The 18,718-nt window shown below is 45.2% G+C and carries 18 protein-coding genes; 9 read left to right on the forward strand and 9 right to left on the reverse strand.

Features of this window, described 5'->3' with window-relative positions; translation table 11 throughout:
* On the reverse strand, positions 1 to 543 hold the full coding sequence (locus tag GVV58_RS10460; RefSeq protein WP_005094976.1) for a hypothetical protein: 543 nt from the start codon (positions 541 to 543) through the stop codon (positions 1 to 3).
* A gap of 128 nt (positions 544 to 671) precedes the next feature.
* Positions 672 to 1,040 carry an HPF/RaiA family ribosome-associated protein gene (locus GVV58_RS10465; protein WP_005094974.1) on the reverse strand — a complete coding sequence of 123 codons (369 nt, stop codon included), beginning with the start codon at positions 1,038 to 1,040 and terminating at the stop codon, positions 672 to 674.
* A gap of 1,126 nt (positions 1,041 to 2,166) precedes the next feature.
* Between GVV58_RS10465 and GVV58_RS10470 the strand changes: the two genes are divergently transcribed.
* From GVV58_RS10470 to GVV58_RS10480, 3 genes are all read left to right on the forward strand, one after another.
* Positions 2,167 to 2,910 carry an outer membrane protein OmpK gene (locus tag GVV58_RS10470; RefSeq protein ID WP_005094972.1) on the forward strand — a complete coding sequence of 248 codons (744 nt, stop codon included), beginning with the start codon at positions 2,167 to 2,169 and terminating at the stop codon, positions 2,908 to 2,910.
* A 75-nt stretch (positions 2,911 to 2,985) separates the two neighbouring features.
* Positions 2,986 to 3,513 carry a GNAT family N-acetyltransferase gene (locus GVV58_RS10475; protein ID WP_159516499.1) on the forward strand — a complete coding sequence of 176 codons (528 nt, stop codon included), beginning with the start codon at positions 2,986 to 2,988 and terminating at the stop codon, positions 3,511 to 3,513.
* Positions 3,514 to 3,629: 116 nt separating this feature from the next.
* On the forward strand, positions 3,630 to 4,358 hold the full coding sequence (locus GVV58_RS10480) for a hypothetical protein (RefSeq protein WP_074383844.1): 729 nt from the start codon (positions 3,630 to 3,632) through the stop codon (positions 4,356 to 4,358).
* A 108-nt stretch (positions 4,359 to 4,466) separates the two neighbouring features.
* On the opposite strand, the gene parE is transcribed toward GVV58_RS10480, so the two are convergent.
* A complete protein-coding gene (gene parE / locus GVV58_RS10485; RefSeq protein ID WP_159516500.1) occupies positions 4,467 to 6,347 on the reverse strand; it encodes a DNA topoisomerase IV subunit B in 1,881 nt (626 codons plus the stop codon).
* Position 6,348: 1 nt separating this feature from the next.
* On the reverse strand, positions 6,349 to 6,942 hold the full coding sequence (locus tag GVV58_RS10490; RefSeq protein WP_005094963.1) for a YqiA/YcfP family alpha/beta fold hydrolase: 594 nt from the start codon (positions 6,940 to 6,942) through the stop codon (positions 6,349 to 6,351).
* A 246-nt stretch (positions 6,943 to 7,188) separates the two neighbouring features.
* Here GVV58_RS10490 and GVV58_RS10495 point away from each other — a divergent pair, with 246 nt between their 5' ends.
* Entirely contained in the window at positions 7,189 to 8,520 is a 1,332-nt protein-coding gene (locus tag GVV58_RS10495) for a hypothetical protein (protein WP_100329526.1), read from the forward strand.
* 51 nt (positions 8,521 to 8,571) lie between these two features.
* On the opposite strand, the gene GVV58_RS10500 is transcribed toward GVV58_RS10495, so the two are convergent.
* A complete protein-coding gene (locus GVV58_RS10500) occupies positions 8,572 to 9,099 on the reverse strand; it encodes a disulfide bond formation protein B (RefSeq protein ID WP_005094960.1) in 528 nt (175 codons plus the stop codon).
* Positions 9,100 to 9,117: 18 nt separating this feature from the next.
* The gene (gshA, locus tag GVV58_RS10505) at positions 9,118 to 10,695 is read right to left on the reverse strand and encodes a glutamate--cysteine ligase (RefSeq protein ID WP_074383841.1); all 1,578 of its coding nucleotides are present in this window, start codon (positions 10,693 to 10,695) and stop codon (positions 9,118 to 9,120) included.
* Positions 10,696 to 10,906: 211 nt separating this feature from the next.
* Here gshA and GVV58_RS10510 point away from each other — a divergent pair, with 211 nt between their 5' ends.
* From GVV58_RS10510 to GVV58_RS10520, 3 genes are read left to right on the forward strand one after another with little or no spacing between them, the layout of a single operon-like run.
* Positions 10,907 to 11,446, forward strand: coding sequence for a DUF924 family protein (locus GVV58_RS10510; RefSeq protein ID WP_005173312.1), 540 nt, complete (start codon positions 10,907 to 10,909; stop codon positions 11,444 to 11,446).
* 52 nt (positions 11,447 to 11,498) lie between these two features.
* A complete protein-coding gene (locus tag GVV58_RS10515) occupies positions 11,499 to 12,050 on the forward strand; it encodes a hypothetical protein (protein ID WP_005173315.1) in 552 nt (183 codons plus the stop codon).
* Between the two features lie 11 nt (positions 12,051 to 12,061).
* Positions 12,062 to 13,363, forward strand: coding sequence for a DUF445 domain-containing protein (locus GVV58_RS10520; RefSeq protein WP_159516501.1), 1,302 nt, complete (start codon positions 12,062 to 12,064; stop codon positions 13,361 to 13,363).
* 87 nt (positions 13,364 to 13,450) lie between these two features.
* On the opposite strand, the gene GVV58_RS10525 is transcribed toward GVV58_RS10520, so the two are convergent.
* Positions 13,451 to 13,738: a DUF2798 domain-containing protein gene (locus tag GVV58_RS10525; protein ID WP_044108798.1), complete on the reverse strand. Its 288-nt coding sequence runs from the start codon at positions 13,736 to 13,738 to the stop codon at positions 13,451 to 13,453.
* A 259-nt stretch (positions 13,739 to 13,997) separates the two neighbouring features.
* Between GVV58_RS10525 and argS the strand changes: the two genes are divergently transcribed.
* Complete coding sequence (argS, locus tag GVV58_RS10530; protein WP_159516502.1) at positions 13,998 to 15,788, forward strand: arginine--tRNA ligase; 1,791 nt, start codon at positions 13,998 to 14,000, stop codon at positions 15,786 to 15,788.
* 307 nt (positions 15,789 to 16,095) lie between these two features.
* The gene (locus tag GVV58_RS10535) at positions 16,096 to 16,710 is read left to right on the forward strand and encodes an SPOR domain-containing protein (protein WP_074383835.1); all 615 of its coding nucleotides are present in this window, start codon (positions 16,096 to 16,098) and stop codon (positions 16,708 to 16,710) included.
* A gap of 163 nt (positions 16,711 to 16,873) precedes the next feature.
* Here the strand turns inward: GVV58_RS10535 and asd are convergent, their stop codons facing one another.
* Complete coding sequence (asd, locus tag GVV58_RS10540) at positions 16,874 to 17,725, reverse strand: archaetidylserine decarboxylase (protein ID WP_005173321.1); 852 nt, start codon at positions 17,723 to 17,725, stop codon at positions 16,874 to 16,876.
* On the reverse strand, positions 17,722 to 18,570 hold the full coding sequence (locus GVV58_RS10545; RefSeq protein WP_159516503.1) for a rhodanese-like domain-containing protein: 849 nt from the start codon (positions 18,568 to 18,570) through the stop codon (positions 17,722 to 17,724). Before GVV58_RS10545 ends, asd begins: the two co-directional genes overlap by 4 nt.
* Positions 18,571 to 18,718 lie beyond the last annotated feature (148 nt).

Below are 18,718 nucleotides of genomic sequence, written 5' to 3' on the forward strand. Positions count from 1 at the left end.
TTAACCCAGTTCTTTGCTCATTTTTGCGCCATGACTACGCAGGAGTTCTAGCGTCTGTTTTTCTTCATCCAAGGCTTCTGACCAGTTAATTTCATCAAAATCACAATCGAAGAACAGGTCACTGATCGAAGATAAAATGGTCATGCCATCTTCATCTTTGCTATTTGGATCAACTTTTTCATCGAGTAAACGCTGCACGGCAGGTGCACATGCGGCACTTGCAGCATCCCATAATGGGCCATAAATTTCTTCTGCATCCCAGAGATGCAAATTCACTTTGGCCTGGATCAATTCTTCCAGAATTTGTAAATGTACAGCCAATCTTGCCTGTTTTTCTTCAGCTGAAAGTGGGGTGCCGGCTTCATATAACTCGCATACCTCTTCCCACCATTTAAATAAACCATCTGACCAGACCGAAATTACCGGGCCTTTGTCATGATCAATAAAATTTGGATTGAGTCCATCTGCCAAAAGCTGCTTTACCTGATCCAGATTTAATTCTTCGAGTGCTTGCACAAAAAGCTGTTGTTGCGCAGTTAACATGATGGAGCTCACTTTCATTCGTTTTCGACTATTATGCCGAATAACGTGCGGCTTTGTTGCGCTTCTCACTATTATATTTTTATTTCATACAAAAAAAGCCCCGCAGGGCTTTTTAAAATCGGTCAGCATTACTCGTCAATCTCTGCTGCAGTATCTGTATCTGCCAGTGCTAAGGCACCAGGACGAACATTGTCTTTTTTCTCAATCACATGTTCCAGACTGCGTTTTAGCCGGTCAATCGCACCACGAATGGCAGTATCCACATTGTGAGCGCGATGATTGACGACCACGGGTTTTAACCCTGCAGGACGCGCTTCTATCATGCAGCGAATATCATCATCACCGCCTTTGGCGCCATTTTCATCACTGAGATGGACTGAAAAATGAGTAATACGCTCACTATGGCGCTGGAATTCTTGATTTAATTCTTCACGTACATAATCAATTAAACGCTCGCTATTCTGAATGTGTTTATCTGTACGAAGTTCAATATTCATAAATTACCATCCTCAATCTTTGTAACTTTTTGAGTGCAAAAATTTTTATCTTGGCACGTTTGTAGCTTGCTGTTTCGCATCGCATTTCACTTCTTCAAATGATTGGAATTACACCCTCCACTTTGAATGATGAACACATTTTTGAGTCTGCAGAACCGTGTCCTTATATCTCGAATATCAGCCCTATCTTGAAAATATGCAAGTCCTATTTTGGCTTTTTAGCAAAAGAATAATGGATTGTGACAACTGTTTACTCAGCTTAAAATAGGGTTATTGACCTCTCTCAATTACATTATCATTCATATGATTTCATCAAAAATTAATAGCGAAATATTCTTATAAAAAAGTACAAATAACATCCAAACCACTCTATTCATGAGCTGAAATAATGGCAAAATCTGAAGAGTTTATCTGAAAATCTCAGAAGCAATAATCAAGTAGATTTTCTGGGAAATATAAGCGTGACAAGCCTTACAATGATCCTTCCCTCTGCTAGGCTGGTGATTGTTTTCTACTCTTCTTAAAGATTTTCAAAAATTCTTATATCTTCCCCTAAACACAATGTTCTTATGGCTTTTTGTATGCAGGAAATGACCGGTCAGGATGATTTCTCCACAAGCCAAACAGTTTAATAAATAAACAAAAAACTTTGATTAAAGCTTGAATTTATTACACAAAATGAACAGGAATTTAAAGATTCTGGCAGCTATAGTCGCTTAAATACCGGCCAAATAGCTTCATCGAGCCAAACATTTTCATGCTTTTTAGCAAAATATTCGCCCTAAAAATACATCGCTATTGTGCTTTCTCTTTTTGATGAATGATGAGATGGCAATCTTGCAAACTCAAAACACTTAAAAAAACAGTGAGATTTAAATTCGATTAAAGAGAGTTTCAGCTTTATTATTTCAATAAAGCTTTCTTGGTTTTTATACTGCCTGATTTAAATTTTTTTTAATAATAATGACTTAAAAACTCATCTCTTATTTTCGGAAATGTCTATCGATGAGATCAAATATTTCCTCATGCTGAAGACTTGGAGATATTTAGGTCAACGATCAATTTTAACTTTATTTTTACGCATTAATCTGTATGCTTACTCTGCTTTCTTGGGGGAGAGATTTAAATGAAATTGACACAACTCGCGGCACTTTGTGCATTGGCTACCACTGCAACATTTACCCAGGCAAAACCAATCTGGCAAGACTTTAGCCTGACCGGCCTTTATGGTGAAAACTATAAAGTACCATTTTCAACTCAAGATGAAAAAATTGAGCAAAGCACAGTTACTGCTGAATATGCAGCCGGTTTTAAATATGGCGATTTCTTTGCCTTTGCGGATCGTACCAACAATGATCCAAATGGTAACGAAACCTATTTTGAAGTTGCACCACGTTTAAGCCTTGGCGCGGTAACTGGCCAGAAACTTGAACTAGGCCCTATCACAGACATATTGATTGCAACGACTTGGGAAGGCAACAGTGCCAAGGGTAGTGATTTTAACAACTACCTATATGGTGTTGGTTTTAATTTAGCGATCCCTTATACCAACTATGCAACCATCAACTTCTATAAAGCCGACAATGATCTGCAAAAAGATGATTATCAAATGACGATCACTTATGCGGTACCATTTAAAATTGGCAGTGAAGAGTTTCTGGCAGATGCTTTCCTGGATTGGTCAACTGCTGAAGGTCCCGATCATAAAAGTGAACTCAACTGGACCAGTCAATATAAATGGAATGTGGGTAAACACATTTCTCCCGAGACTAAACTTTATCTAGGTATCGAGCATTCGGTCTGGAATAACAAGTTCGGTACAAATATCGACCAACATGATGTCAGTGCACTGGTGAAGTATCATTTCTAATTGAGGTATGATCAAAGGCAGAACTTCGGTTCTGCTTTTTTTCATCCCTTATTCAAGCCAAACTAGAACAAAAATATGCATCATTTTCAAATTCGACATGCCACCGAGCATGATCTTGAAACCATCCTCGAGATTTATAATCAAGAAGTGCTACATGGCACTGCGACCTGGAGCAGAACAGCCTTTGATTTGAACTATTTTAAAATCTGGTTTAAGCAGTTGAAGAATCAAAATTTCCCGGTTTTTGTGGTTGAAGATAGACAAGATCAGCGTGTTGCTGGCTATGCCTGCTATGACCAGTTTCGTAGTATTCAAGGCTTTCAACACACGGTAGAACATTCAGTTTTTCTAAATCCGGATTATGCAGGACAAGGTCTAGGTTCTATCTTATTAAAGCATTTAATTGAAGAGGCTCAAGCACAGCAATTGCATATCATGGTCGCAGCGATTGATTCAGAAAATATCTCGTCGATTCGCCTGCATGAAAAACTGGGCTTTGTGCAAAGTGCTTATATGCCGCAAGTTGGACAAAAGTTTGGTCAATGGCGCGATCTGGTGCTATTACAACTGAATTTGGAGCAGGCCGAAGTAACGGCTCTTTAAATCTCCTGTTATTTAGACCGGCTTCTCTTTTATTAAACTGGTATCGAAACAGACACTCTATTTACTTCCAAAGCTGGCTATGTTTTATTCAGATCAAAGCCGTCCAGAGTAAAACAATGTATAAATCTCTATGTTGTATTGGTATTTTAACTTTAAGTACACTAACTTTTGCCGATTCAGATTTTGAAAAAGAACTTCGTACAAGCTGCAGTAAAGTGAAGAGCTACGCCAATAATGGCAAAAAATTCTATGATCAAAAACACTATCAACAGGCCATAGCACAATTTAAGCAACAAGCTGCCTGGTCATCTTTTTGTGAAATGAACCGGGATGAAGCTAAAACCTCTTTCTCTGAACAAGCCATTACAACAGCATTTAATAATGTGGGTTTAAGCTATAGCAAACTTGGCAAGCCTCAATGGGCACGTGCCTGGTTCTCCGTTTACCCCGATGCTAAAAGTAGTCAATTTAATTTAAAACAGCTTCCTCCACCTAAAAAGGACACTGAACTTGCAGGTACTTATGTACAGCATGCCGGTTTTGGTGCCTGGAGTACGCTGAAAATTGTCAAACAGCAGCAACATTATGCGATCGAATATGAAGGTCTCTATATGGGCTTACGCAGTTTGATTTATGGACCAAATCTAGGTGGATTTAATACCACGATGCCACTGAATAAAACACAGGCACAATATCGCTCTGAAGACTGCAAAATCGATATCTCTTTAGGCTTTGATGCCAAACTCGGAAGTCGTGCAGTGCTTAAGCAAAATAGTGGTGATTCAGGTTGTGGCTTTGGGCATAATGTTTCAGCGGCAGGAGTTTTCTTAAAAGTAGAGAATTAATCGGTTTCAGATATAAAAATATCAGCACTCAGATCGAAAAAATAGGGCTTAGATTCAAGCCAGCAAAAAGCCCGCAGTTGCGGGCTCTTGATCTAAAAAAGAGTGCTATTACACAATAATATCTGCCAGATTGCCTTTTTGCTCTAACCATTCCTTACGGTCACTGGCACGTTTTTTCGCAAGTAACTTATCCAGTAAACCTGCGGTAAAATGACTATCATCCAAATCCAGCTGCACCAAACGGCGTGTATTTGGATCTAAGGTCGTTTCACGTAACTGGCTGGCATTCATCTCGCCCAGACCTTTGAATCGGGTAATTTGCGGATTTTTGCTTTTGCATTTTTTCAAAATACCATTGAGCTCGTCATCATCCAGGGCATAGTGCACGTCTTTGTTGTCATCAATCCGATACAAGGGCGGCATGGCAACGAATAAATGCCCTTCTTCCACCAAGGTCGGGAAATGCTTGACGAACAGGGCACAGAGCAAAGTTGCAATATGCAGACCGTCGGAATCGGCATCGGCCAGAATACAGATTTTGCCATAACGTAGCTCGGACAGGTCATCTGAACCCGGATCGACACCGATCGCAATCGCGATGTTATGTACTTCTTGCGATGCCAAAACTTCATCCGAAGAGACTTCCCAAGTGTTTAGAATTTTACCGCGAATGGGCATGATCGCCTGGAAGTTTTTATCACGCGCCTGTTTGGCAGAACCACCCGCAGAATCGCCTTCCACAATAAACAGTTCCGACTGATCCAGATCATGTCCAACACAGTCGGATAATTTACCCGGCAAGGTTGGACCGGCCACAATTTTTTTACGTTCTACTTTTTTCGCGGCTTTTAAACGGCGACCCGCTTTAGAAATGGCCATTTCAGCCAGTTGCATCGCGATATCAGAATTCTGGTTTAGCCAGAGTGCAAATGCATCTTTGGCAATATTTTGCACCGTACCTGAGGCTTCACGACTCGACAGACGCTCTTTGGTTTGTCCCGAGAACTGCGGCTCCTGGAATTTCAGCGACAGAATATAGTTGACACCATCCCAGACATCTTCCGCAGAGAGTTTCATATTACGCGGCAACAGATTACGCAGCTCACAGAATTCACGCATGGCATCGGTCACGCCTGAACGTAAACCATTGACATGGGTACCGCCCTGCGCGGTCGGAATCAGGTTGACATAGGACTCCTGAATGCTATCGCCGCCTTCTACATTCCAGCAAATCGCAAACTCGGCACTAGCATGCTCAGCGTCACCTGTTGCAACAAAAGCCGGTGCAGGAATGATTTCACGATCCTCAAGCTCATCCATCAAATAGTCGACCAGACCATTTTCAAACTGCCAGCTGATCTTTTCGTCATTGATCTGGTCAATATAATTGATCTGTAAGCCCGCAGCCAAAACCGCTTTGGCTTTGAGATTATGCTTTAAAGCTTTTAAGGCAAATTTGGGTGAATCGAAGTATTTGGTTTCAGGCCAGAAATGTACCGTAGTTCCCGAGGCACGTTTAGGCGCCTTGCCTGCCAGCACTTCAAGAGGTGCAACCGGCTCACCATTTTCAAAGGCCATTTTATACAGGTTGCCCTGACGCTGAACTTCAACTTCTACACGGGTCGAAAGTGCATTAACGACTGAAATCCCCACGCCATGCAAACCACCGGAAAACTGGTAGTTATCGGTGCTGAACTTACCACCGGCATGCAGTTTGGTCATGATGATTTCAATACCACTTTGACCATATTCGGGATGAATATCGACTGGCATACCACGACCGTTATCTTCGACAGATAATGAACCATCTTTACAGACCGTGACGGTAATCTTGTTGGCATGTCCGGCCAAGGCCTCATCGACAGCATTATCAATCACTTCCTGCGCCAGATGGTTCGGACGAGAGGTATCGGTATACATGCCCGGACGACGACGTACCGGATCCAGACCAGATAAAACTTCAAGAGATTGAGCCGTATATTGAGACACGTTATTCGGTTTCCTTTTTTATGCAGTCCAACAAAAACTGTAAGAGCAGCGGAATTTTCTCCGCAAAATCATCCATCCCGTGACTGCCATTCGCTTCGGTCATCAGCATTGCAGGGGGACGCGCAGCACTATAATAACGATGTGCTTCACGATAATCCAAAACTTCATCGCCTTGTTGCAGCAGAACCAGCATTTTGTCTGCATCTTGTGCAACTGGCAGGGCCAATTGTTGCAGTTGCAGCAGATCTGCATCATCCAGACACCAGTTCGGATGCACCTGCAAAGGCAGTTGCTCGTCAAACAGTTCACGAAACAATTGCCATGGTCGCATTGCCGGATTAATCAGTACAGCAGGCACAGCATGCTGTGCGACCAGATATGTCGCATAGAATCCGCCGAGACTGCTGCCCACCAGCGCCACATCTTGCATTGACTGAATCTGCTCGGAAAGCTGCTGAATCGCAGCCAGTGGCGACATATTTAAATCAGGCAAATGCACCTGAACCCCGGAGTATTTTGCACAGTAGTGTTGCAGCAATGTCCCCTTGATCGAGTGGGCATTACTTTTAAAGCCATGCAAATAAATGATATTCATGAACTACCAACAAAAAACCCATTCATCATCAAAATTTAATTTAAAAAATGTGAAGTACACTACATTATAAGACCCGTTAATTACTTAAATTGTCTGACAAAAAAGCCAGAAGTATTCTGTAATTCTCGCTATTTTAGAATGAAGGCCTCAATATCTGGAAACTCGACAAGAAAAAGAATTTATACCGCGAAGTTCTTTAAAAAGAAAGATGACAAATCATGCGGCTCATTGAAAGGACAGCATCAGATGCCAAGTTTGACACCGTTACATGAAACCTATTGTCGCTGGGACCGAACCCCACCGAGTCAGGCCGATGTACTGGAAGGTCTGGCGCAGCTGGTGACGACGCGCTTTAACGACGTGATTCAGGAACTGATCAAGAGTATTCAGCGTGAAATTTTAATGAGTATTTTTGGTCTAAGTGAGAATAATTCACAAAAAATTCAGAATATTCCATCGATTGCCCGGCTCTATCAAATGTCCTATGACATGCTGTTTCATTATGGCAATACCCTGATTGCACCCGGTCTACGCCAGATTATTGAACGTTTTCCCAAACTGCATAATAAGCCGCTGACGCCTTCCTTGTATTTTCTGGTCAGTGCCTTAAATGGCATTATTGGGGATTATCTGCTGAAATATCAAAACCCTTTGGCCTTGCCCATGGTGATCTATGATCATTATGGCTCATTGCAAAATGGTGAGCTGAGCGGACGGATTACCCTGTTTGTACATGGCTTATGCATGAACCATTTAGACTGGTCAAATCGCAAATATGAAGGGATTGGAGAAAAATTACTGGCCCAGCGCGACCGCAATACCATGCTGTATCTGAATTACAATACCGGTCGGCGAATTTCAGCCAATGGCCGCAGTCTGGCCAATACCTTGCAGGATCTAGTTGCTCGCAATCCGAGAATTACCAGTATTGACCTGATCGGGCATAGCATGGGGGGTCTGGTCTCTCGTAGTGCGCTGTTTTATGGCAAGCAGAATATGTATGGCTGGATCAATATGGTGGAGAATCTGGTCTGTCTCGGCTCACCACATCATGGTGCTGTACTGGAACGTTTTGGGTTTAGCTTGCAGGACAAACTTGGACATTTCCCGCTGATCCGGCTGATTGGTCATTTGGTCAATATTCGCAGTAATGGAATTCTGGATTTACGCCATGGCAGCGTCCGTGATGATGACTGGGAGCATAATGCGCTTCGGATCGGCTTTATGGATGACAACCGTAAACCTGCCCCGATTCCGTCGCATATCGACACCTATCTGGTCGCGGGTACGATCGAATTTGAAAACCGCAAAAACAAGACCCTGCACGTGATTGGCGACTATCTGGTCAGTATCAAAAGCGCTTTGGGCGAGCATCCCAATCCGCGTTTCCAGCTCAAAGTTCCGGATGCCCACAAGGCTATTTTCTATGGCTTGAACCATTTCGAGATTCAATATCATCCGCTGGTCGCCGAACAGGTGGCACGCTGGTTCTATCCAAGTGTAGAAGATGAAGCCTTTGATCAAATTCGTGAATATACAATTGATCTGGAAAGTCTGGAAGGTATTGCCCTGACTTAACTTTCAGCGCATTAAAAAACCCTCAATTGAGGGCTTGTTAATGCGAACTTATTAATATTTATCTCTGAGCCGTTTAACCGGTGCAGTTTTATATTTGCGCAGCAGTTGCCATAGACTGACCAGCAATAAAATACTAAAGAAGATCAGAGACCAGACCGGCAAAGATTGCCCCAAGAAAGTCCAGTCAATGGTGGCACACTCGCCAGAACCATTGAGTACCTGTTGCAACACTGACTGCATTGGCAAGGTTTCCAGCCAGTATTCCAGGCCAGGACCACAACTCGGCACCTGATCCGGTGGCAGATTCTGTAACCAGACATGCCGGGCAGCAACGCCCACAGACCATAAAATACTCAGCGAACCTAGCAAGGCATAGAGCCGCTTCATGATATTGGATTTAGGGTTATGCAGACATGCGATGAGTGAGATGATCCCCAGTCCAATTAATCCCACACGCTGAAACACACAGAGTGGACAAGGCGCCAGGCCCTGTACATGCTCAAGATATAAGGCAAATGCCATTCCAATGACAGCAGCCAAAAATAACATACCACTCACGAAGCGATAACCCCATTGCATGGTGAATCCTCTTATTTTTTATCGATATTGGGCTAAATAATCAGCAAAACTGACGCTGCTATCTTGCTCGAGTTGCTGTTGTTGCTGCAATGACTTTTGTGACATTTCTTCAAAATAAGCCAGTGTTTCCGGGCTAAGCTGGTGTGCTTCATAAACACTGCTATGTTGCTGAGCCAAATGCTGGCCAAAGTGCCACATACTGCCTTGAGTGCGTGTATCGCCCACCACCAGGGCAGATAAAGTTGCATCAACTTCATCGACCCGGATCTGCATCATCTTCATGGCATTGCTATACAGGTCGGTTGCATAGGTCTGATTGAGCAGCTCGGCCAGAGGCTGCATGCGTTGCAGATGTATGGCACACCAGTCTTCAATCGGATAGCATTGACCATCTGCCAGAATTGCAGCATTCGGCGCACGGCCACGATTTACCACTTCGGTCTGATTCTGCTCAATGATCTCCTGCTCCTCACCGAAAAGTGCTGGACTGTCCTGCAATAAACAATACAAGGCCACCACTTCCAGGAAGCCGGCGGTGTCTTCATTGATGCCAATCGGGCTATATGGATTGACATCGACTGCCCGCAGCTCGACATAGGCAATCCCGCGATTTTCCAGCGCTTGAGATGGGGTTTCACCCTCTTGTGGCACCTGCTTCGGACGTACCAGACTGTAATATTCATTTTCGATTTGCAGCACATGATCATTGATCTGAGTCGGCTGGCCATCTGCTGCATTTAGTCCAAGACGACTAAAGGGTTTATACGGCGTTTTGACTGCTTTTTGCAGTCCTTCTAGATAGTCTTGCAAGTTATTATAGTGAATGCCGAGCTGTTTCTGGGCTGAGTTCTGGTAGCCAAATCGTCCCATACGCAATGCTGTCGCATAAGGGGTATACAGGGTGCCTTTTACCAAGGGCAATAGATGATGATCACGACCGGTCATAAAGCACTGGCAGACTGCCGGACTGGCACCGACCAGGAACATCACCAGTGGGGTCAGACGAATAAAGTTACGGATCAGCCCCATATAGCGGTGGCTGCGATAATCCTGCAGGCTTAAGTCCTTGAGTGCTTCATCCTGCTCCTGCTGCTGTAAGGCTTCGAACAGATGATCCGGGAAAGACAGGTTATAATGCACCCCTGAAATGGTCTGCATACGGCGACCATAACGCACCCCCAAGCCATGACGATACAAGGTTTTAAATAAGCCGATATTCGAGCTGCCATACTGCGCCAACGGAATACTTTCATCGCGGCTATCCAGCATGCAGGGCATTGACATCGGCCAGAGTTTTTCCTCATTTTCCAGATGACGATGCACAATCGCGTGAATATCAGTGAGATAGTCCAAGGCTTTTTTGATCGTGTCCTGCGGCGGCGTAATAAACTCCATTAAGGCTTCAGAATAGTCTGTGGTGATATGTGGATGAGTCAAGGCTGAACCCAAGGCACGCGGATGCCCTGCCTGTGACAGGAAACCATCACTCTGCATACGTAAGCTTTCACGCTCAATACCACGCAGCATGCCTTTGATGAGTGACGACTCTACCCAGGTCGGTAACACATTTTGGGAAGTCGGTTCAGGTTGACTCATTACAATCTCGCTTAAAGGGGCTAAACTATTAAATTAAAATCATCAGTTTAATCAGTATAACGTGATTTCTGGCCGGCACATGATAGGCTGTCTAGTTTTCAGGCAAACCATTGATTTTTAATTTGGCAATTTTTTAACACAAAGTTCCTCTATAAGACATGTGAAATTTGTGATTTTATGAATAAATAAATGCTAATGAATTGTAAATGTTATGAATTATCAAGATATTTTAGACTTCTGGTTTCATGCTGACAGCCAGCCGTTGTGGTTTAGCCAGAGTCATGAATTCGACCAAAGTATCGCGCGGCAGTTCATGAGCACGCATCAGCAGGCCGCCCAGGCTGAACTCTGGTCCTGGCGTAAAACCGCCGAAGGCCGTCTGGCTGAAGTTATCGTTCTAGACCAATTTTCACGAAATTTATTCCGTGATTCGCCGCAAGCTTTTGCTCAGGACAGTCTGGCACTGGCCTTGGCGCAAGAAGCTATTAGCCTGGATCTGGATCAACAGCTCAGCCCGGAACAACGCGCTTTTTTATATATGCCTTTCATGCACAGTGAGTCTAAACTGATCCATGAATTCGCATTAAAGCTGTTCCAGCGTCTGGGCAATCCGACCAATCTGGAGTTCGAGAAAAAGCACAAGGTGATTATCGACCGCTTTGGGCGCTACCCTCATCGCAACCAGACCCTGGGTCGTGACTCGACCGATGAAGAGTTAACCTTCCTGACCCAGCCCGACAGCAGTTTTTAAGATTTTTTAAGACCGGCTGTTTGGACTGGATCATTGCATCAGGAGATCGAACATGAAAAATATGCTACTGGGATTGAGTGTGATCGCTGCCATCAGCCTGAGTGGTTGTGCCACGACGCCTTCAAAACCATTAACGTTTGATCAGTTGGGCCGCTACAGTACCACGCCACTCAACAACAACACCTATCGGATTGGGTTTCAGGCCCGGCCCAATATGAGCTTTGGCACGGCTGAGGAAATTACCCTGGTCAAAGCCGCGCAGACCACTGTGCAAAATGGCTTTCAGTTCTTTAGAGTGCTGAATGATCCAAGTAATCGTACCCAGCAACCACCACGTCAGGCGATCGTCTATCCGGCACCGAGCTATTATCCATATGGTTATTACCGTCGCTATCCGGGGTTCTGGCCAGACCCGTTCTATGACCGTCCTTATACTGTCACCCTGGATCCTGCTCAGGTGGCCTATACCATTGAATGCTTTAAAGCCGGTCAGGCACCCAGTGATGCTTTCGATGCGCGCTTGATTTTACAGTCACTTGGGGCTAAATATGGTCTAAGTCCATCCGGCGCAGTGCTGCAACCGCAACCGGCCAATCCCTCTTGACAGGATGATCTATGCAGACAGAGCGTATCTCACCGAGCTTACAACGCAGTAAACGTTTTGCGACCATCGCGCTGGTGGTCGCCGTACTGACCTGGTTGGCATTGATGGTTGCAGCCAAACTGCTACCTGAATATGTCTGGCTCATTCATATTCTGATGCTCTCGGCAGAAGCGGGTGTGGTCGGTGGTCTGGCGGACTGGTATGCGATTACCGTGCTGTTTCGTAACCCTTTTGGCAGGTTGCCCATTCCCAAGTTTTTACGCGACCATACCGAAATCATTCCACGCAACAAGGCCCGTATTGCAGAGTCGATGGGCCGTTTTGTGCAGGAAAATTTTCTTTCTCCGCAAATTGTACAGCGCAGTCTGGACAGTACCGACCTGAGTCTGGCTGCAGGACGCTGGCTGGCCAATCCGCAAAATAATGCCCAAGTGACTCAGGTCATTCAGCAAACGGTGCCTAAAATCTTTGAATTTGTCGGGCAGGAACAGATTGCCGGATTTATCCAGAGCAATAGCGTGCAATGGGTCAAAAACACCCAGATCAATACCTTGGCCAGTGAAATGCTACGCGCAGTACTGGACAATGATTTCCATCAGGATGTGCTACAGCGCGGACTGGATGTGGTGCATGCCTGGATGACCTTACATCCTGAACAAACCCGCGAGCTGACCCGTAACCTGTTTAAGGAAATGGGCGTGTGGAAATTGGCCAAAGGTGCTAGCTGGATCGGGATTGACGTGCAGCAACGCAGTATTGATTCCGTGATCGGGCGCGTTGAAGCCATGCTGGCCGATCCAGATCATCCGTGGCGACTTAAAATTGAGAACATGGGGCATGACTGGATGTTACAACTGGCAGATAACGATAGTGAAGCCAGCCAGCGGCTGAATGAAACCAAAGATGTCTTACTGGATAGCCCACAGGTGCTGAATTTTATCAGCGGTGCCGTGGTAATTTTATGTGATGCGATCAAGGAAGACTTGCAAAAACCTAATTCTGGTATTGCGGAAAATCTCAGAATTGCCATTCAACAGGTCGGAGAAAATATCATCTCGAATGCCTCGGTTCGTGAGCTGCTGAATAAACGTCTCAGCGGAATCGCGGTGGACCTGAGTGACCAGTACAGTGAAAAAGTGATTCGCTTTATCAGCGAGCGGATTCACGAATGGGATTCAAGCGAGATGATCGACAAGATTGAAAATGAAGTCGGCGGCGACCTGCATATGATCCGGGTCAATGGGGTCGTGGTGGGTGCCTGTATCGGTCTGGTGCTCGGGATCATCCGGGCGGCGGTAGAGCATTTAATTTAAAGATGACACTATTCGCCCTATACAGCCCGACTTTTAAAATATCCAAGAATTGACTCCAGCAGATCGAATTTAAGATTTAAAAAATGATCATTTGGGTGGCTGAGATCCGGACATATCGACCAATAGCCCAGTGAATTTGCGCACGAAAGGCAATAAGGTCACCACAATCGGAAAAGCAATCGCCCAGGAAATCATCCAGTTATGAAACCAGAGTGCCATAAATCCATCAATCCAGCCAAGATTGCGCAGCATATTGATCATGGAAATGATGCCACTCATCAGGCAGGACAGGATAAAAGGCACAATAATCAATGCCCATTTTGCAGGAAGTTTAGGAATATGACCGATAATGGTCGGACGTTGTGATGCAGCCACGACATGCTCTTTTTACTGTTTTCAGATGACTAATATAAGCCAAATTCTGTACGGTGCAGCATTGTTTTTTTCATCTGAAATGTTGAGCTGAAAACTGATTTTATTTTCATGAGATTAATCCGCTTATTTTCCCTTTCTTTAGTCAAAAACTTCTGACGAAGTGACCCTCTACTTTTTATTCCCTAGAAATGCTTTTACCTAAACAGCCTGAAATTTGCTATATTTGCTGTTTTTCTGCGATCTCTATTTTCGACTGATTATGAATACGGCAATACAAGCAGCTCTCGATCATGCAGTGCACACTTTACAGGCACAAGGCGTACTCCCATCTGACTGGAACAATACAAGTAATTTGACGCGTACCAAAGACCGAAGCCATGGTGACTTTGCGTCGAATATTGCCATGATCGCGTCGAAAGCTGCGGGTATGAAGCCACGTGATTTAGCGGAAAAAATTCTTGCTGCCCTGCCTGAAGTGGCGGATATCAGCAAGGCAGAAATTGCCGGTCCTGGTTTTATTAACTTCTTCCTGAATGCCGACCAGCGTTTTGCAGTCCTCGATCAAATTCAGGCACAACAGGCGACTTATGGTCGTACCCAGGTCAATGCAGACAAACGTATTCAGGTTGAATTCGTTTCTGCCAACCCGACCTCCAGCCTGCATGTGGGCCATGGTCGTGGTGCTGCGTATGGTATGACGGTTGCGAACTTGCTTGAAGCGACTGGTGCAAAAGTAGACCGCGAATACTATGTCAACGATGCTGGCCGTCAAATGGACATTCTGGCGACTTCGACTTATCTGCGTTACTTAGAATTAACCGGTCAGGAACTGGTGTTCCCGAAAAATGCCTACCAGGGCGACTACGTAAAAGAAATCGCACAAAGCATTATTGATCAGGATGGCGATGCGTATGTACGTCCTGTGGCTGACGTGTATAAAGACGTGCCTGAAGATGTACAGTTTGCAGCTGAACTGGATGCAGATGGCAACAAAGTGGTGGTGTCTGGCGACAAAGAAAAGCACATTGATGGTTTGATCTTTAATTCTCAGGCGTTGATTGGTACAGGCTATCGTGTCTTCCTACAGGCAGCACTCAAAGCGATTCTGGACGATATTAAAGATGACCTGGGCGAATTTGGTGTCACTTTCAACCAATGGTTCAGCGAAGAATCATTAACCGACAAAATTGAAGAAGCCTTACAGACCTTAGATCAACGTGGTTTCCTGTACGAAAAAGATGGCAATATCTGGTTCAAGTCGACTGAATTTGGTGATGAAAAAGACCGTGTGGTGAAACGCCGTAATGGCCAGACCACCTACTTTGCCTCTGACATTGCCTATCACCTGAATAAATTACAACGTGGCTATACCGATATTATTGATATCTGGGGTTCCGATCACCACGGTTATATCGCACGTGTGAAAGCAGCGATTGATGCGATGGGCTATGACTCGAAGAAATTAACGGTGCTTCTGGTTCAGTTTGTCAGCCTGTGGCGCGGTGGCGAGATGGTACAAATGTCATCTCGTTCAGGTCAGTTCGTGACCTTGCGTGATCTGCGCAAAGAAGTCGGCAACGATGCTGCACGTTTCTACTATGTGATGCGTAAATCTGAACAACACATCGATTTCGATCTAGACTTAGCGGTGTCGCAAAGCAAAGACAACGCTGTATATTACATCCAGTATGCGCATGCCCGAATCTGCCGTATGTTAGAAAAAGCGGCCTCTACAGGCGTGAATTTTGACGCTGCGGCAGCGCGTACTCTGGCGGCCCGACTCGAGCTGGATGCTGAAACTGAAGTTCTGGCTAAACTGGCTGCCTATCCAGAAATTCTGGTGCGTGCTGCAAACAGCCATGAGCCACATCAAATCGGCAACTACCTGAAAGAGCTGGCAGCCTTGTTCCACGGCTGGTACAACGACAATAAAGTACTCGGTGATGATGCTGAACTGACTCAGGCGCGCTTACTGTTATCAGTGAACGTACGTCAGGTATTGCGTAATGGCTTAGAACTTTTAGGTGTGTCTGCGCCTGAGAGCATGTAAGCAAAGCACCGCTTTGCATGCTCGCAAGGCGAAAGCTTCGCTTGAGTAAGCATGTATAGATTGTTTTGCATGCTCGCAAGACAAAAGCTCTACTCGAGGCCACAACGAAAACTGTTGTTTTAGCTGTTCAAAAAATACCTGGCTAGATTCTGCCAGCTATTTGAAAAATAGCTCAAGTATAAATCTGGTGTGCAGTTTGATCTAAATAATGACATTTGGATCTTAATCACATAGGATGAAATAATAGTCAGGCATAACCACTGTTATGCCTTTTCTATGAGGCAACCCCATATAGAGGAAATCCCAAGTGTTTGGAAAAACGCAACGCGGTGTATCTGAAAGACCGAATAAGCCTAAAAAGCCACTGATTCCGACCTGGCTCGGCACACTCGTGATCATTTTAATCGTGTTGAGTTTTTTAATGGCACTGATGTTGTGGAAGCCATGGGAACCGGTTAAGCCTAAAACTCAAACGACTGCAGCATCTGTCCAGGAAGAAGACACCAATAAGGATTACCGTTTTTACGATTTGTTGCCACAACAACAAGTAACTCCGATTCCTGAACAGGCGGTACCTGAAGCTAAAAGACAGGATACTGTGGTGATTGTAGAAGCACCTCGACCTGAAGTTCCTGAAGCTGCAGCAAGCACCGAACCTGGCTTGGAAGTCAGCGAAGCACCGGTTACAGCTCCGGTCAGCTATATTCTGCAAGTACGCAGCTTTGATGATCCGGATCAGGCCGATGCCCGCCGTGCGGAAATTATTCTGAATGGCCTGTCTGCTGATGTGGTCAGAAGCGTAGAAAATGGCAAAGTCTGGTATCGCGTGGTCTCAGGCCCTTATGACTCGGCTGATGCGGCACTGATTGCCCAGCAGACCTTGCAACACAGTGGCATTGATTCGATTGTGGTGAAACGCTAAAGATTTAAATGAGAAAAAGCGCCTGATGGCGCTTTTTTTGTATCCTTCCCTCTTTGGAAAAGGGTGAGGAGCATTGCTCCGCAAGGGAGGATTTATATCATTCAGGATTAATCCCCCTCGATCCCCCTTTGAAAAAGGGGGAGGATACAAGAGGCTAAAATCTTTAAACCGTATGCCCCAATGCTTCACCCATATTCACCAAAGAATTGGCCTTGAACGCGGCATCCCACTGCATTTTATGTTCTTCAAATAAAATCACTGCAGTTGAACCAAGGTAGAACCGGCCCAGTTCCGCACCTTTTTCCAGGAACAGATCATGCTGGTTTAACTCGATCCGACCAGAAGGTTTAACCTTGCCAGTAGCCACCGTTTCAATACCAGCCACAATCATTGCACCCACCAAGACCACGGCCATACGGCCAATTTCAGTATCAAACAGGCAGACCATGCGTTCATTGCGGGCAAACAGACCCGGAATGTTTTCTGCCGTGACCTGATTGACCGAGAACAGTTCCCCCGGTACATATAAAGTTTCAGTCAAAGTCCCTGCAAATGGCATATGCACACGGTGATAATCACGTGGTGACAAATATACTGTCGCAAATTCACCATTCTTGAAGGGTTCAGCCAGTTGCGGGTCAGCAATCAGCGCTTCTACAGTAAATTTTTGACCTTTGGCCTGAAACACATCGCCATTTTCAATTTTACCCAGCTGGGAGATCGCCCCATCCGCAGGTGAAACAATGCTGCTGGCATCTGGATCAACTGCACGAATCCCTTGTTTCAGGGCACGGGTAAAGAATTCATTAAATGATTTGAATTTCAAGGCATTGGCCTGTTCAGCAATCGACATATCAATGCCGTACTGTGCCTTAAAGGCAGTAATTACAGCCGTTTTGATAATCGGGTTTTCGCTGGCAGCAATTTTGCCGACCACACGAGACAGGCGATGTTGCGGTACTAATCGTTGAGCTTTAATAAAAAACTGTTGTTTTAAACGTGATGTGATGCTCAAGATGGCACCTCCCCTGTAGCGATTGGACTATTGAGGCGATTGCCCCATTCACTCCACGCACCATCATAGGCTCGAATTTTCCAGCCCAGTAAACGGCCCAGAATATAGGCCAAACCTGAGCGATGATGGGACTGGCAGTACACCACAACCGGCTGAGTCAAATCAAAGCCCAGTTGTTCCAGACGCTGCTGAGTACGTGGTAAAGGCTGCAATTTTAAATGATTTTGCCGGTTAAGGGCAGTACTCCATTCAAAATGACGTGCTCCCGGAATATGACCGCCGCGGCGCGCTGCCAGACGCAGGCCAGTATATTCATCTTCAGTGCGGCAATCCCACAGTTGAACTTGTTCACTTTCAATGAGCTGGTGTAATTCATCATAGCCAATCTGAAACTCTGATTTTTGCTCGAGATTGACAGGAACTAAATGACTCACCGGGCTAAATATTTCCTGATCGGACGAGGTTGGCAAACCTGCACCCAGCCAGGCATGAATCCCGCCATTCAATAGGCTGGTATTTTCAAAACCCAGACAATGCAGATTCCAGAGTAAACGCCCGGCCCATGCCCCGCCCTCATCATCATAGGCCACCACATGATGCTCAGGCGAAATATTCAGATAAGCAATGAGGACCTGCAAGCCTTCTGCATCCGGCAATAGCCCCATCATATGCTCTTCCTGACGAACCAGCAGCTTGGGTTGTAAATGCAGGGCATGTGGAATATGCAACTGCTCATACACAGAAGCCCGGCTGAGGTCGACAATACGAAGTTTTTCATGGCCCAAATAGGGAACTAAATCTTCTGCCTCGATCAGCAGACCAAAATTAAAAGCTGAAGCTATCATCGTTATCATGGCTATGATGGGTCAAATTGTTTTGATCTTAGCACAGCTCATTTTTACACTTATGCGGTTTCTTTTAAGATGATTAGCAGGATTTTAGATAAGTCATGCTAAAAAGCCATCTTGTATAAAAAAACCGCCCCTGTAGCGA

This window comes from Acinetobacter sp. 18QD2AZ41W, from assembly GCF_009829025.1.
GTDB lineage: Bacteria > Pseudomonadota > Gammaproteobacteria > Pseudomonadales > Moraxellaceae > Acinetobacter > Acinetobacter pseudolwoffii.